The sequence below is a fragment of the Methylorubrum sp. B1-46 genome (assembly GCF_021117295.1).
Classification (GTDB): Bacteria; Pseudomonadota; Alphaproteobacteria; order Rhizobiales; family Beijerinckiaceae; genus Methylobacterium.
Genome location: NZ_CP088247.1, coordinates 481,654 through 494,780 on the forward strand (window position 1 = coordinate 481,654; position 13,127 = coordinate 494,780).

Annotated in this window: 13 protein-coding genes and 1 tRNA gene; 10 read left to right on the top strand and 4 right to left on the bottom strand. The window is 68.3% G+C overall.

What is annotated here, in order from left to right:
- Position 1 precedes the first annotated feature (1 nt).
- From LPC10_RS02325 to LPC10_RS02350, 6 genes are all read left to right on the top strand, one after another.
- Positions 2 to 1,105, top strand: a complete 1,104-nt coding sequence (locus LPC10_RS02325; protein WP_231345294.1) for a microcin C ABC transporter permease YejB — start codon at positions 2 to 4, stop codon at positions 1,103 to 1,105.
- Positions 1,106 to 1,172: 67 nt separating this feature from the next.
- Complete coding sequence (locus LPC10_RS02330; protein ID WP_231345295.1) at positions 1,173 to 1,676, top strand: GNAT family N-acetyltransferase; 504 nt, start codon at positions 1,173 to 1,175, stop codon at positions 1,674 to 1,676.
- A gap of 80 nt (positions 1,677 to 1,756) precedes the next feature.
- Positions 1,757 to 3,295 (top strand): acyl-CoA synthetase, encoded by a 1,539-nt coding sequence (locus tag LPC10_RS02335; protein WP_231345296.1) that lies wholly within the window; start codon positions 1,757 to 1,759, stop codon positions 3,293 to 3,295.
- A gap of 125 nt (positions 3,296 to 3,420) precedes the next feature.
- Positions 3,421 to 4,203, top strand: coding sequence for a glycosyltransferase family 2 protein (locus LPC10_RS02340; protein ID WP_231345297.1), 783 nt, complete (start codon positions 3,421 to 3,423; stop codon positions 4,201 to 4,203).
- A 35-nt stretch (positions 4,204 to 4,238) separates the two neighbouring features.
- Positions 4,239 to 4,331 (top strand) — tRNA-Ser (locus LPC10_RS02345).
- Between the two features lie 88 nt (positions 4,332 to 4,419).
- Positions 4,420 to 4,659, top strand: a complete 240-nt coding sequence (locus tag LPC10_RS02350; protein WP_231345298.1) for a hypothetical protein — start codon at positions 4,420 to 4,422, stop codon at positions 4,657 to 4,659.
- A 230-nt stretch (positions 4,660 to 4,889) separates the two neighbouring features.
- Here LPC10_RS02350 and hemN read toward each other — a convergent pair whose 3' ends face one another.
- From hemN to LPC10_RS02365, 3 genes are all read right to left on the bottom strand, one after another.
- Complete coding sequence (gene hemN, locus LPC10_RS02355) at positions 4,890 to 6,242, bottom strand: oxygen-independent coproporphyrinogen III oxidase (protein ID WP_231345299.1); 1,353 nt, start codon at positions 6,240 to 6,242, stop codon at positions 4,890 to 4,892.
- A 130-nt stretch (positions 6,243 to 6,372) separates the two neighbouring features.
- Positions 6,373 to 7,494, bottom strand: coding sequence for a 2'-deoxycytidine 5'-triphosphate deaminase (locus LPC10_RS02360; protein WP_231345300.1), 1,122 nt, complete (start codon positions 7,492 to 7,494; stop codon positions 6,373 to 6,375).
- Positions 7,491 to 7,997 carry a hypothetical protein gene (locus LPC10_RS02365; RefSeq protein ID WP_231345301.1) on the bottom strand — a complete coding sequence of 169 codons (507 nt, stop codon included), beginning with the start codon at positions 7,995 to 7,997 and terminating at the stop codon, positions 7,491 to 7,493. Before LPC10_RS02365 ends, LPC10_RS02360 begins: the two co-directional genes overlap by 4 nt.
- Positions 7,998 to 8,122: 125 nt before the next feature.
- Between LPC10_RS02365 and apaG the strand changes: the two genes are divergently transcribed.
- From apaG to LPC10_RS02385, 4 genes are all read left to right on the top strand, one after another.
- Positions 8,123 to 8,515, top strand: a complete 393-nt coding sequence (gene apaG / locus LPC10_RS02370) for a Co2+/Mg2+ efflux protein ApaG (protein WP_108938506.1) — start codon at positions 8,123 to 8,125, stop codon at positions 8,513 to 8,515.
- Positions 8,512 to 9,687, top strand: coding sequence for an acetylornithine deacetylase (argE, locus tag LPC10_RS02375; RefSeq protein WP_231345302.1), 1,176 nt, complete (start codon positions 8,512 to 8,514; stop codon positions 9,685 to 9,687). Before apaG ends, argE begins: the two co-directional genes overlap by 4 nt.
- Before the next feature lie 10 nt (positions 9,688 to 9,697).
- Positions 9,698 to 10,618, top strand: a complete 921-nt coding sequence (locus tag LPC10_RS02380) for a bestrophin family protein (RefSeq protein ID WP_231345303.1) — start codon at positions 9,698 to 9,700, stop codon at positions 10,616 to 10,618.
- 549 nt (positions 10,619 to 11,167) lie between these two features.
- Complete coding sequence (locus tag LPC10_RS02385) at positions 11,168 to 12,196, top strand: PAS domain-containing protein (protein WP_231345304.1); 1,029 nt, start codon at positions 11,168 to 11,170, stop codon at positions 12,194 to 12,196.
- A 24-nt stretch (positions 12,197 to 12,220) separates the two neighbouring features.
- On the opposite strand, the gene LPC10_RS02390 is transcribed toward LPC10_RS02385, so the two are convergent.
- Entirely contained in the window at positions 12,221 to 13,090 is an 870-nt protein-coding gene (locus LPC10_RS02390; protein WP_231345305.1) for a formate/nitrite transporter family protein, read from the bottom strand.
- Positions 13,091 to 13,127: the final 37 nt, after the last annotated feature.

Genomic DNA, 13,127 nt, shown 5'->3' on the forward strand with positions numbered 1-13,127 from the left:
CATGCTCGCCTATATCCTGCGCCGCATCGCGCTGATGATCCCGACGATCTTCGGGATCATGCTCATCACCTTCGCCATCATCCAGTTTGCCCCCGGCGGCCCGGTGGAACGGGTGCTGGCGCAGCTCCAGGGCCAGCAGGAGGGCTCGCTCTCGCGCATCACCGGCGGGCAGGGTGACCTCGGTGGCGGAGCGGCCCGGAGCGGGGGCGGCGGCGACACGTCGAAGTATCGCGGCGCGCAAGGGCTCGATCCGGCCTTCATCAAAAAGCTCGAAGCGCAGTTCGGCTTCGACAAGCCGGCCTACGAGCGCTTCGGCAAGATGCTGTGGGACTACCTCCGCTTCGATTTCGGCCGCAGCTATTTTCGCGACGTCTCGGTGCTGGACCTGATCAAGGAGAAGCTCCCGGTCTCGATCTCGCTCGGCCTGTGGATGACGCTGATCTCCTACGCAATCTCGATCCCGCTCGGCATCCGCAAGGCGGTCGCCGACGGTTCGCGCTTCGATGTCTGGACCTCGGCCGTCGTCATCGTCGGCTACGCGATCCCGAGCTTCCTGTTCGGCATCCTGCTGGTGATCCTGTTCGCGGGCGGCTCGTTCCTGCAGATCTTCCCCTTGCGCGGCCTCACCTCCGAGAATTTCGAGTCCCTGAGCCTCTGGGGCAAGGCCCTGGACTATGCCTGGCACCTCGTGCTGCCGCTCTCGGCCCTGGTGCTCGGCGCCTTCGCCACCTCGACGCTGCTCACAAAGAACTCGTTTCTCGACGAGATCCGCAAGCAATACGTGGTCACCGCCCGGATGAAGGGCGTGAGCGAGCGGCGCGTTCTTTACGGCCACGTCTTCCGCAACGCGATGCTGATCGTCATCGCGGGCTTTCCCGGCGCCTTCATCACCGCCTTCTTCACCGGCTCGCTGCTGATCGAGACAATCTTCTCGCTCGACGGGCTCGGACTCCTGTCCTTCTCCTCCATCGTCGGCCGCGATTATCCGGTGGTGTTCGCCACGCTCTACATCTTCTCCCTGCTCGGTCTGGCGGTGAACCTCCTGTCCGACCTCACCTACACCTGGATCGATCCGCGCATCGACTTCTCGTCGCGCGGCGCCTAACGCGGCCTCGGTTTGCCGGTTGTGGAGCCGGCTGCTATCGGCGCGAACCCGCCGCCGGACGCCAGCCGTGACCGCCCTTCCCCTCGTCATCCGCCCCGAACATCCGGACGACGCCCTCGCCATCGAGCGCCTGCACGCCCGCGCCTTCGGCCCCGGCCGATTCGCCCGCACCGCCTACCGCCTGCGCGAGGGCGCCGCGCCGCTGCCCGAACTCTGCCTAACGGCACTGGTGGGCACCTATCTCGTCGGCTCGGTGCGGATCGGCCCGGCCGAGGCCGAGGGCGGATCGCTCCTCGTGCTCGGTCCGCTCACCGTCGATCCGAGCTTTTCCGATCGCGGCATCGGCACGCGCCTGATGCAGGCGAGTCTCGACGCTGCCCGCGCCGCCGGACACGGCCTCGTCGTTCTGGTGGGCGACGCGCCCTACTATGCCCGCTTCGGCTTCAAGCCGGTTCCCCCCGGCCGCCTCGCCCTGCCGGGGCCCGTCGATCCGGGGCGCTTCCTCTGGCTCGAACTCCGGGACGGGGCAAGCACCGGCCTTTCCGGCACGATCCGCCCGCTGCGGGGATAGGGCGACCGGACACCGCTTGACCGCCGGGGGCGGGGATCGGACACCAGGGCAAAGACTAAGAGTAACGGAACACTCCCGCCGTGCCGACCAGCGACGACCGCCGCTCCCCGCCCCGTTTCAACGCGGCCCGCTACTGCCTCGCGGAGAATGCCCGGCTGCGCGGCGACAAGACCGCCCTCGTCATGGTCGGCGACGGCGGCGCCGTCAGCCACCTCACCTATGCGCAAGCTGATCGCGCCGTGCGCGGCATCGCGGCAGGTCTGCTCGGACTCGGGCTGAAGGCCGGCGACCGGGTGATGATCCGCATGGGCAACGAAACCGACTACGTGCTCGTCTATTTCGGCGCGCTCGCCGCCGGCCTCGTCGCCCTGCCCTCCTCGCCGCAACTGACGGCAGACGAGGCCGCCTTCCTGATGGAGAATGCCGCCGTCGCCGTCGTGGTGACAGGCGAGGGCTTGTCCGAAATCGACGCCGGTGGTCCCGCGGGCTGCTTCCGGCTCGACTTGGAAAAGATCGCGGCGATGAAGGCGGGCGAACCGCTCTCCGACTATGCCGACACCGCCGCAGACGATCCGGCGACGCTTGTCTACACCTCCGGCACCACGAGCCGCCCGAAGGGCGTTCTCCACGCCCACCGCGCCATCTGGGGCCGCCGGCCGATGCATGCCCACTGGCTCGGCCTCAGCGAAGCCGACGTGATGCTGCATGCCGGCACCATGAACTGGACCTACACGCTCGGCGTCGGAATCACCGACCCTTGGGCCTGCGGCGCGACGACGGTGCTCTACAACGGCCCGCGCGACCGCGGGATCTGGCCCCGCCTCATCGCCGAGCAGGGCGCGACGATCTTCGCGGCGGTGCCGAGCGTCTACCGCCAGATCCTCAAATACGCCGACCTCGCCGCGCACGATCTCTCGCGCCTGCGCCACGGCGTCACCGCGGGCGAGGCGCTCTCTTCCGACCTTCACGACGCCTGGACGACGGCCACGGGCAAGCCCCTCTACGAGGCCCTCGGCATGAGCGAGATCTCGACCTACGTGTCGAGCGGCCCGACCATCCCCGTGCGTCCCGGCTCGCCCGGCCGGCCGCAGCCGGGGCGCCGCGTCGCGATCCTGCCGGCCGAGGGCCCACCCGAGCCGCTCCCGGCGGGGGAGACCGGCCTTCTGGCGATCCACCGCTCCGATCCGGGCCTGATGCTCGGCTACTGGCAGCGGCCGGAGGAAGAGGCGGCGGTCCTGCGCGGTGAGTGGTTCGCCGGCGGCGACCTCGCGAGCTTCGATGCGGACGGCTACCTCTGGTTCCACGGCCGCAACGACGACCTGATGAACGCCATGGGCTACCGCGTTTCGCCCGTGGAAGTGGAGGGCGTGCTCGCCGGCCATCCCGACATCGCCGAAGTCGGCGTGACGGAGCTGGCCGTGCGCCCCGACCTGCGGGTGATCGCCGCCTTCGTGGTTCTCCGCCCCGGCGCCGAGCCCGACGAAGAGGCCATGATAGCGTGGTGCGGCGAGCGCCTGGCCGCCTACAAGGCGCCCCGCGCCATCCGCTTCCTCGACGCATTGCCGCGCACCGCCAACGGCAAGGTCCAGCGCAAGCGCCTTGCGGAGGCCGCCGGATAGAGGGCTTTCCGGCGAAGTGGGGGCCAATTCGCTGAAGGGAGGCGCGACATGGCGAGGACCGAGCCTCGTGCTTGTTCGCGTGGAATCCGGCCGGTAGAGCGGGGGTGCCGCGCGCGACGAGACCCATGGCCCCGCTCCCGATTTCCGTCTTCATCATCGTCAAGAACGAGGCCGACCGCATCGGCGCCACCCTCGCGGCGGTGCGGGACCTCGCTGACGACATCGTCGTGGTCGATTCCGGCTCGACCGACGGGACACAGGCGCTCGCGGCCTCGCTCGGCGCCCGGGTGATGCACAACGACTGGCCGGGCTACGGCCGGCAGAAGCGCTTCGCCGAAGGGCAGTGCCGGCACGACTGGGTGCTCAACCTCGATGCCGACGAGGTGGTGCCGCCCGACCTCGCCGAGCGGATCCGGGCCGTTTTCGCCAACGGGGAGCCGACGCACGCTGCCTGGAGCATCGCCATCGCCGAGATCTTCCCCGGCGAGACGCGTCCTCACCCCTGGGCCTACGTGCTGACCCCGGTGCGGCTCTACCGTCGGGACTTGAGCACCTACTCCACCTCGCCGGTTCATGACCGGGTGGTGTTGGGCCCGGGCGTCACCGTCGGGCAGATCAAGGGACGCATCCACCATTTCTCGGTGCGCTCGCTCGGCGACCAGCTCGACAAGCTCAACCGCTACTCCGACCAGCAGGCCGACGATCTCGATGCGCGCGGCGTTACGATTCCGGCTTGGCGCCTCTACGTGGAGCTGCCGGGCAACTTCCTGAAGGCCTATCTCGGGCGCCGCCACTTCGTCCGCGGCGCCTACGGTTTCCTCACGGCGATGAACTACGCGATCTCCCGCCATCTACGCGTGGCCAAGCATTACGAGCGCCGCGTCACAACCCCGCGCCGACCGGGTTGACCCGCCGCCCCGGAGCTTCTACAGCCAAGCGGCGGGGAGACGTGGCCGAGAGGCTGAAGGCACTCGTTTGCTAAATGAGCATACCCCTAATAAGGGTATCGAGGGTTCGAATCCCTCCGTCTCCGCCACCCATTCTCTTCATCACAAGTCAATCAGCATGGTGCCGACGAGGTGCTTGCTTGCGGCGTGATGGATTGAGATTGATCGCGCCTTCCCTTGCATCCCGATTCGCAATTTGAGGCTTGGATGAGCGAGCACCACAAGGACGCGTCACCGGCTGTCGCCCGCGCGATCTTCGAAGGCTTGGGTCCGATGGAACGGGCCGAGGTCGAGCGTGAGGCGATCGAGAAGGGCGTGGAGCCGATCGAAATCGTCCGCCGGTCATTGGATGTGCTGATCTCGGAGACGGGACAGGCGGCCGGGAAATCGCAGTTCATCAGACGGTCGGGCCGCTGAGGCACAATCATCGCGTCCGATGAGTCGGCGCCCTATTCCTTCGCCGAAGCGCCCGTTCTGAGCTGAGGGGCTCGGCCGGCTGGCATAGGCCGTGACGCGACGCCCGGAAGGTACACCGTTTCCGTTTGATCGCCACAGGTCTCGCCTCCCGCCGTCATTGCGAGCGACAGGGGGCGCTGCAGGGCACGACATTTCCGGGACCGGCCGGGACGGCGTCTTCGGCGGCCCGATCACGCGGCGCGGCTGTGCAGGGCGGCGGATGTCCCGAGATGCGCGTCGAAGAGCGCCGCGACGTTGCGAACGAAGGGCTTGGCATCCTCCGGAATGCTCAGCGTATGGCCCTCGAGCCTGACCACACCGTGCTCCACGAGAATGCGCAATCGGGGAAGGGAGGCGAGAAGAGCGTCGGGGTCGTGGCCATGCCAGCGGCAGACCTGCCCGACATCGACGGCGAAATCGCACATGATCCGCTCGATCAGCGTCGCCCGCAGCCGGTCGTCCCGCGTCAGCGCGCAGCCCTTGAGCGTGGCGAGATCGCCGCGGTCGATGCGTTCGCCGTAGCTGCGAAGCACCGGGTCGTTCTGCACGTAGCCCTGCGGCAGCCGCCCGATGGCCGAGGCGCCGAAGCCGATCAGGACGTCGCTGGCATCCGTCGTGTAGCCCTGGAAATTGCGCCGCAATTCGCCCTCGACGCGAGCGACCGCCATCGCGTCATCCGGACGGGCATAGTGATCGAGGCCGATCCTCCGGTAACCGGCCCGCGACAGCGTCTCGGCGATCACCTCCGCCTGGGCCCGCCGGGCGGCGCCGTCCGGCAGCATGGCCTCGTCGATCCGGCGTTGATGCTTCTTGAAGCTCGGCACATGGGCATAGCCGAACACCGCGAGGCGGTCGGGCCGGAGTGCCAAGCATTGCCGCACCGTCTCGATGCAGGATTCGACGCTCTGATGCGGCAGGCCGTAGATCAGGTCGAGATTGATCCCGCGGATCCCGGCCGCTCTCAGCCCGGTGACGGCGGCTTCCGTCACGGGAAGGTCCTGGCGGCGTCCGATGGCCTCCTGCACGATCGGGTCGAAGCTCTGAACGCCGAGGCTCGCCCGCGTGACGCCGGCTGCACCGAGCGCGCCCATCATCGCGGGCGCCAGGGTGCGCGGATCGATCTCGACGGCGATCTCCGCATCGGCAGCGAAGGGGAACCGGTCACGCAGGAACGCGACGAGAGCGCGGAACGCGTCCGGCGCCATGAGGGTCGGTGTGCCGCCGCCGAAATGGACGTGACGCACCAGCGGCCGATGGTGGAGATGCCCGGCCACCCAATCTACCTCGCGCCGCAGTGTCGCGAGGTAATCGGCAATCGGCGCGTCGTGGCGGGTGATGTGCGTGTGGCACCCGCAATACCAGCACATCGAGCGGCAGAACGGCACGTGCAGATAGAGCGAGGCGGTCTTGTCCGCCGGAAGCGCCTGCAACCACCCGGCATAAGTCGCCGAGTCGACGGCGCCGGTAAAATGCGGGCTGGCCGGATAGCTCGTGTAGCGGGGAAGCCGCTCGTCTCCGTAGAGTGCCTTCAACTCCTCCCGCATCCGCGCCGACCCCGCTTCACAGGGGCGGCCCGTCCCACCCCTTCTCGGTCGCAGGGCTAGGATGTGGCACCGCCATCGGCTTTGATGTGGCTCAAACCCGCGGGACCGCGCCGTACGAACGAAAGCCGGCTCAACCCGCTGGCGGCGGCTCGGGCTCGTTGGCGAAGTGCTTCGAGAGCTTGAGGCCCTGCGCCTGGTAGTTCGAGCCCGCCCCCGCACCGTAGAGGGTCGCGGGCCGCTCCAGCATGCGCTCGTAGACGAGGCGCCCGACGATCTGACCGTCCTCCAGAAGGAACGGCACGTCACGGGAACGCACCTCCAAGACGGCGCGGGCACCGGCGCCGCCCGCCTCGCTGAGACCGAAGCCGGGATCGAAGAAGCCGGCATAATGAACGCGGAACTCGCCGACGAGGGGATCGAACGGCACCATCTCCGCCGCATGATCGGCCGGCACCCGCACCGCCTCTTTTGACGCCAGAATGTAGAACTGTCCGGGATCGAGGATTAGCGTGCGGCTGCCGTCGGCCGGCAGCGGCTCCCAGAAGTCGCGGGTGCGGTGGCCGCGCGGGCGGTCCACGTCGATCAGGCCGGTATGGCGCTTGGCCCGGTAGCCGATCAGCCCGTCGAAGCCTGCGAGATCGACCGAGACCGGCACGCCACCCTGGAGTGAGGGCGTCGCCGCATCGATCAACGGGTCGCTGGCATGGAGCGCGGCGAGTTCGGCCTCCCGCAGGCGCGGATCGCCCCGGCGAAAGCGGATCTGCGAGAGACGCGAGCCGGTGCGCACCCGGACGGGGAAGGTACGCGGCGAGATCTCGGCGTAGAGCTGGCCGGCATAGCCCGCCTCGATCTGATCGAAGGCGCTGGCGCGATCGGTGATGACGCGGGTGAACACATCGATGCGCCCGGTCGAGCTCTTCGGGTTGGCGCTGGCGCTGAGGTCGCGAGGCAGCGCCAGGGCCTCCTGCAATTCGGCGATGTAGACGCAGCCCGTCTCCAGCACGGCGCCCTGGGTCAGGTCGATCTCGTGCAGCGCGAAGGCCTCGACGCAGGCCGCCACCGTCCGCCCGCCGCCGGGCAGAAAACTCGTGCGCACGCGGTAGGCGCGCGTGCCGAGCCGCAGGTCGAGGCTCGCCGGCTGGATCTGGTCGGTGGCGTAGGCGGTCGCAGGGCGGATCGCCCCGGCCTCCGTCAGCGCCGTGATGGCCTGCGCCGGCAGGATGCCGGATGCTGCCGGCACGTCTCCGCTCATCGTCCCGTCCCCTCGCCTCTTTTGGTCGCCTCGGCTTTCTTGGCCTCGGCGGCCGCGCGCTCCGCCGCCTCGATCGCGATCACCATCCGCGCCAGCGCCAGCCGGGCGCAGGCCCCCATTGCGACGAGGCCGGCCAGCGCGCTCGCGAGCAGCGGGAACAGGTCGGGGCGAAAGCCCGCCGCGACGGCTACCACCGCAGCGCCGATCCCCATCGCGTTGCCGAGCACCAGCATCGGCGAGCGCAGGCCTCGGAACTCGGTCTCGACGCCCGTGCGCTGACGAACCAGCCGGGCCACGATCCGCGCCACAGCGTCGAGACCGAGCGCCACCACCAGCGCGAGCGCCGGCCACCGGTTCTGCGCCGGGTCCCACCACGCGAAGACGAGGGCGAGCGCGAGGGTCAGAACGGTGCCGAGTGCCGGACCCACTGCGCTCGCCGGGCGATCAGCCCGCGCGGGTGCCGCGGCTCCCTCGAATTCTCCCCGGTGCGACGCGTTCGGCACGTGGTCTCCGGCCTCCGCCCACCGTAGGATACCGTGATTGACGAGGTTTCTGGCGCCACGTACCACGGCGCGTCGCAGATGTCGCGATCCGGCCTGCGTGCCGTCCACGGAGATGCTTTCACCCGATGTACAAGGCCGAGACGCGCGGCATCACGGTGACGGTGGAGCCCCGCTTCGTCGAGGAGGAGTCCTCGCCGGGAGAGAGCCGCTACTTCTTCGCCTACACGGTCGAGATCGTGAACAATGGCAGCGAGCAGGTCCAGCTCCGCTCGCGCCATTGGCGGATCATCGACGGGCGCGGCGCCTGTCAGGAGGTGCGCGGGGCGGGCGTCGTCGGCAAGCAGCCTGTGCTCGAGCCGGGCGAGTCGTTCAGCTACACCAGCGGCTGCCCGCTCACCACGCCCGACGGCCTGATGGCCGGCAGCTACACGATGTCGACGATGGGCGGCGAGAGCTTCGAGGCGGAGATCCCGGCCTTCTCGCTGGACTCGCCGCACATGCGCCGCGTCGTCCATTGACGGCGCCGTCACGCGGCACCCGATTCTCGCCGCTGGAGCTTCTGGAGCGGCTCGTCGCGTTCGACACCGAGAGTTCGAAATCGAACCTCGCGCTGATCGATTTCGTGGCCGGCTATCTCGACGGCTGGGGCGTGCCCCATGTCCGGGTGCCGAACGCGACCGGCGACAAGGCCGCCCTGTTCGCCACCCTCGGACCGATGCGGGACGGCGGCATCGTGCTCTCCGGCCATACCGACGTGGTTCCGGTGACGGGACAGGCCTGGACCTCCGATCCGTTCGCCTTGCGCGTCGCCGAAGGCCGCGCCTACGGCCGGGGCGCCGTCGATATGAAGGGGTTCGACGCCCTGGCGCTGGCCCTGGTGCCCGCGGCGTTGGAAGCCGAGCTGACACGACCGATTCACATCCTGCTCTCCTACGACGAGGAGACCACCTGCCTGGGGGTGAGCGACACCATCGCCCGCTTCGGCGCCGACTTGCCCCGGCCGGGTGCGGTGATCGTCGGCGAGCCGACCGGGATGCAGGTCGCCGACGCGCATAAGAGCGTCGTGACCTACAACACCACCGTGCACGGCCACGCCGCGCATTCGGCCAAGCCGGGGCTCGGCGCCAACGCGGTGATGGCTGCTGCCGACCTGATTGCCGAGTTGAACCGCATCGCCGACGCCATGGTCGTCCGCGGAGACGCCTCCGGCCGGTTCGATCCGCCGAACACCACGGTCCATGTCGGCGTGATCGAGGGCGGGACCGCGCGCAACATCCTGCCGAAGCTCTGCACTTTCCTGTGGGAATTTCGCGGCCTGCCCGATCTCGACATGGCCGAGATCCCCACCCTGTTCGCCGCAGCCTGCGAGCGGGTCATGCGGGAACGTCTCAACCGATACGGCGATTACGGGCACATCGAGACGGTTGAGGAGGTGTCGGTGCCGGGGCTCGCGCCCGATCCAGGATCGGAAGCCGAGCGGCTGGCCCTGCGGCTTGCCGGTCGCAACGCCACCATCACCGTGCCCTACGCCACCGAGGCCGGGCGCTTCCAGCGCGCGGTTCTCCCGACGGTGGTGTGCGGCCCCGGCTCGATCGATCAGGCGCACCAGCCGGACGAGTTCATCACCCTCGACGAACTCGCCCGCGGCGAGGCCTTCATGCGCCGGTTGGTCGAGACCTGCGCCCGCTGACGCCGTTGCCATGATCGTCCGTCCTCGTCCCGGCCTGCTGACGATCCTGTTCGCCCTGCGCGGCTCGATCCTACCCAAGGTCGCGCCGCAGGTGATCGTGATCGCCGCGCTCTCCTTCCTCGTCGTCGCGATCGAGCAGCGGCACGCCGAGTGGTTTCCCGTCACCGCGGGCATCGGTCCCTTCACCCTGGTCGGCCTTGCGCTCTCGATCTTCCTGAGTTTTCGCAATGGTGCCTGCTACGACCGCTGGTGGGAGGCCCGTCGGGCCTGGGGCGGCCTGATCGTCGAGATGCGCGGCCTCGCGCGGCTCCTGCCGGCCCTGCTGCCGGAGCCCGAGCACGAGGCCCTGCGCCGCCGCTCCCTGCGACGGGCCGCCGGCTTCGCCCACGCGCTCCACGCCCGCCTGCGCGGACTCGACGAAACGCAGGCGCTCGCGCCCTGGCTGCCGCCGGAGGATCTCGCCGGGCTCGAGCGGCGGCCGAGCGGGGCCGACGCGGCGCTCACGGGTCTGACGCGCGATCTTGCCCTGGCGACAAAGACCGGCGCCCTGAGCGACATCCTGTTCGCCAGCCTCGAACACAAGATCGCCAACCTGTCCGCGATCCAGGCCACCTGTGAGCGCATCCACGGCACGCCCCTGCCCTTCGCCTACACGCTGCTGCTCTACCGCACCGCCTGGCTCTACTGCCTGCTGCTGCCGTTCGGGCTCGCCGGTTCGCTCGGCTGGTCGACGCCGATCATCGCCGCGCTCGTGGCCTACGCCTTCTTCGGCCTCGACGCGCTCGGCGACGAGTTGGAGGAGCCGTTCGGCACCGACGCCAACGACCTGCCCCTCGATGCCCTGCTGCACGCCGCCGACGCGGCAATCCTCGACGCACTCGGCGAGACCGGACGCGAACCACCGAAGGCCGATCGGTTCATGCTGCGATAGGGGCGAGCTGCAATCGGCCGACCTCTGCGAAGGTCCGAACGCGGTGATAGCGGTGGTCTATTGCTCGGCGATCATCTGAAACGATCGATCTTAAGCGAGCCTCACCGGCCGGCGATCGCCTCGCAGACCTCGGCTCGTCTCAACTCAATGTCCGAGCCGTCGTGCTGGCGCCTCCGATACGGCTTCGAGTTGATCCATTCAGTCCTTGCAAGGCGAAGCCGTGGCAATCGAGGACTCCGCATGATCCGGAAAGGTCGCGCCCTGGAATTGCGTCGGCTGGAGACGCGCGATGACGGCGTGAGACGCAGGCCGGGGCGATCGACCGGAAGCCGTATCACACACTCCGCAGGGCGATCTCTCCAGAGGATGGACAGAACCCACGCTTTTCGAGCGATGAACCCTTCCCATTCCCAATCGGGTTACAAACGATCCAAAGCCGACGCCAAAATTTCTGGAAATCACAATCTCAGAACTTCACCCTGCAAACAATGCAAACGAAAAATCGTAAGACTACTCGCTCCTGGCCGCGTTGCCTCTCTGCAGCGAAACATGATCGACATCGCGCGGACGCTTCAACCTGACAACATCCTGCGGATGGTCGAAGGCTTCGGCCTGACGGGCACTTGGTCCTGGACCTTCGCGGGCGACGAGCATGTCTGGTCGCCGGGTCTGTTCCGGATCCTCGGGCTCGAACCTGGAACGGCACGGGCGGAGTACGGCCTGATGCTGGCTCTCGTTCACCCCGAGGACCGGGACAACGTCACCTCGACGGCCGACCTGCTGCAGACCGGGCAGATGACGCAGCAGACCTTCCGCGTCATTCGCCCGGACGGGACGCTGCGCACCGTGATGAGCCGCGGCGAGGTGATCCTGGCACCGGATGGGCGCCCGATCCAGGCGATGGGCGTGCTGATCGACGTGAGCGACCGTGAGATGCTGGCACGGGCGCAGGCCGCGGAGCGGCGGCGCCGGCGAACCGTGTTCGAGCAGACGGGGAGCTTCACCTCCATCACGCCCGTCTACCCCTATACCGACTTCTCGCCCGAATGGCTCGAACTCGTCGGCAAGTCGAAACAGGCCCTTCTCGATGAGCCGACACTCCCGGTCCTGAAGGAGGAGCGCACGCGATGGCGCGACCATGGCCGCGAACTGTATCTCACTCGGCAGGTCGTCAACGTCCAGCCGCGCCTGATCCTGGCGAGCGGCGAGACCGTGCCCTACCGCATGGTCATGGTGCCGATTCGAAGTGGTGACGGCGGCATTGAGGGCTGGATGAACTACGTCGCGCCGCTCCACTTCGGCGGAGCGGTGCCCGGCGCCCTGCGCGACAGCCTTGAGCACTTCATTCAGGGCCCGCACTTGCGGGCGGCGCGCGCCCTGCTCGGCTGGTCGATGCAGCAGCTCGCCGCCGCCGCCAAGCTTTCCTTCTCCACCATCCGCCGACTCGAGGAAGAGGATGTCAACGTGTCCGGCCGGGCCCGTCAGTGCGCGGTCGCGGCCCTGCGCGAGCACGGCGTCGTTTTCTCCTTCATGGACGATGGAACACTGTCGGTCGGCAAGCGGTCGTCGGCCCAATGATCGCGGAGCCGGAAAGATAGGCCCTCAGACGCCGACGCGATCCTGTCCCTCCATATCCGGCGCGACCTGCCCGAAGTTGAGCACCGAGACCAGAGTCACCCCGCCGACCACGTTGCCGAGCAGGGTCGGCACGAAGAAGCCGGTCACATACTTTGCGAAATCGATCTCGCCGGTGGCGACGAGGTAGTAGGCATCGACCGAGCCGGCGACGATGTGGGCAAGCCCACACATCGAAACGAGCCACGTCATCAGGATGATGATGAAAGGCGCCGCCGACCCCGTGGCCGGCAGGATCCACACCATCAGCGCGATCAGCCAGCCCGCGAACACTGCCTTGATCACGGTGGTCCAGAACGGGTCCTTGATGGTGTGGCGGCTAATCTCGGCGAAGGCCTCCCGCACCTCCGGCTTAAAGGCATCGGTGTGGGCCAGCACCGAGGCGATAACGATGGTCGCCAGGATGTTGGCCACGAGCACGATGCTCCACAAACGAACCACCCGCAGGAAGGCGCCGAAGGTGCGTTCGGTGAGGAGCGGCAGGATCGGCGTCACGGTGTTTTCGGTGAAGAGTTGCTGGCGCCCGAGCACGACGATGAGAAAGCCGATCGAGTAGCCCATACTCACGACGAGGTCGGCCCAGGGCTCGTGCGGCAGATGGCCCTTCAGGACGCCGGGGACGATGAGCGAAAATCCCATGGTGAGCCCGGCAGAGAACCCCGAGAGCGAGAGCGCCAGCGCGGTGCGCCGCATCTCCTCTTCGCCCTCACGCCGGATGATCTCGTGCAGGATCAGCGCGTCCGGGCGATGAGCCTTCTCGACTTGGGCGTCGTCCCTCTCTCGGGTCTGCGCCTTCTGCGACTTGTCTTCGCCGGGCCTGCGGGAATCGTGGGACATGCAGCCCTCGGCGGTCATCTCGTCGCAGGCAAACGTA

Coding starts and splice junctions, on each gene's coding strand:
- LPC10_RS02325 (WP_231345294.1), top strand. CDS start 2: ATGCTCGCCTATATCCTGCGCCGCATCGCGCTGATGATCCCGACGATC.
- LPC10_RS02340 (WP_231345297.1), top strand. CDS start 3,421: ATGGCCCCGCTCCCGATTTCCGTCTTCATCATCGTCAAGAACGAGGCC.
- hemN (WP_231345299.1), bottom strand. CDS start 6,242: ATGCGGGAGGAGTTGAAGGCACTCTACGGAGACGAGCGGCTTCCCCGC.
- LPC10_RS02360 (WP_231345300.1), bottom strand. CDS start 7,494: ATGAGCGGAGACGTGCCGGCAGCATCCGGCATCCTGCCGGCGCAGGCC.
- apaG (WP_108938506.1), top strand. CDS start 8,123: ATGTACAAGGCCGAGACGCGCGGCATCACGGTGACGGTGGAGCCCCGC.
- LPC10_RS02380 (WP_231345303.1), top strand. CDS start 9,698: ATGATCGTCCGTCCTCGTCCCGGCCTGCTGACGATCCTGTTCGCCCTG.
- LPC10_RS02385 (WP_231345304.1), top strand. CDS start 11,168: ATGATCGACATCGCGCGGACGCTTCAACCTGACAACATCCTGCGGATG.
- LPC10_RS02390 (WP_231345305.1), bottom strand. CDS start 13,090: ATGTCCCACGATTCCCGCAGGCCCGGCGAAGACAAGTCGCAGAAGGCG.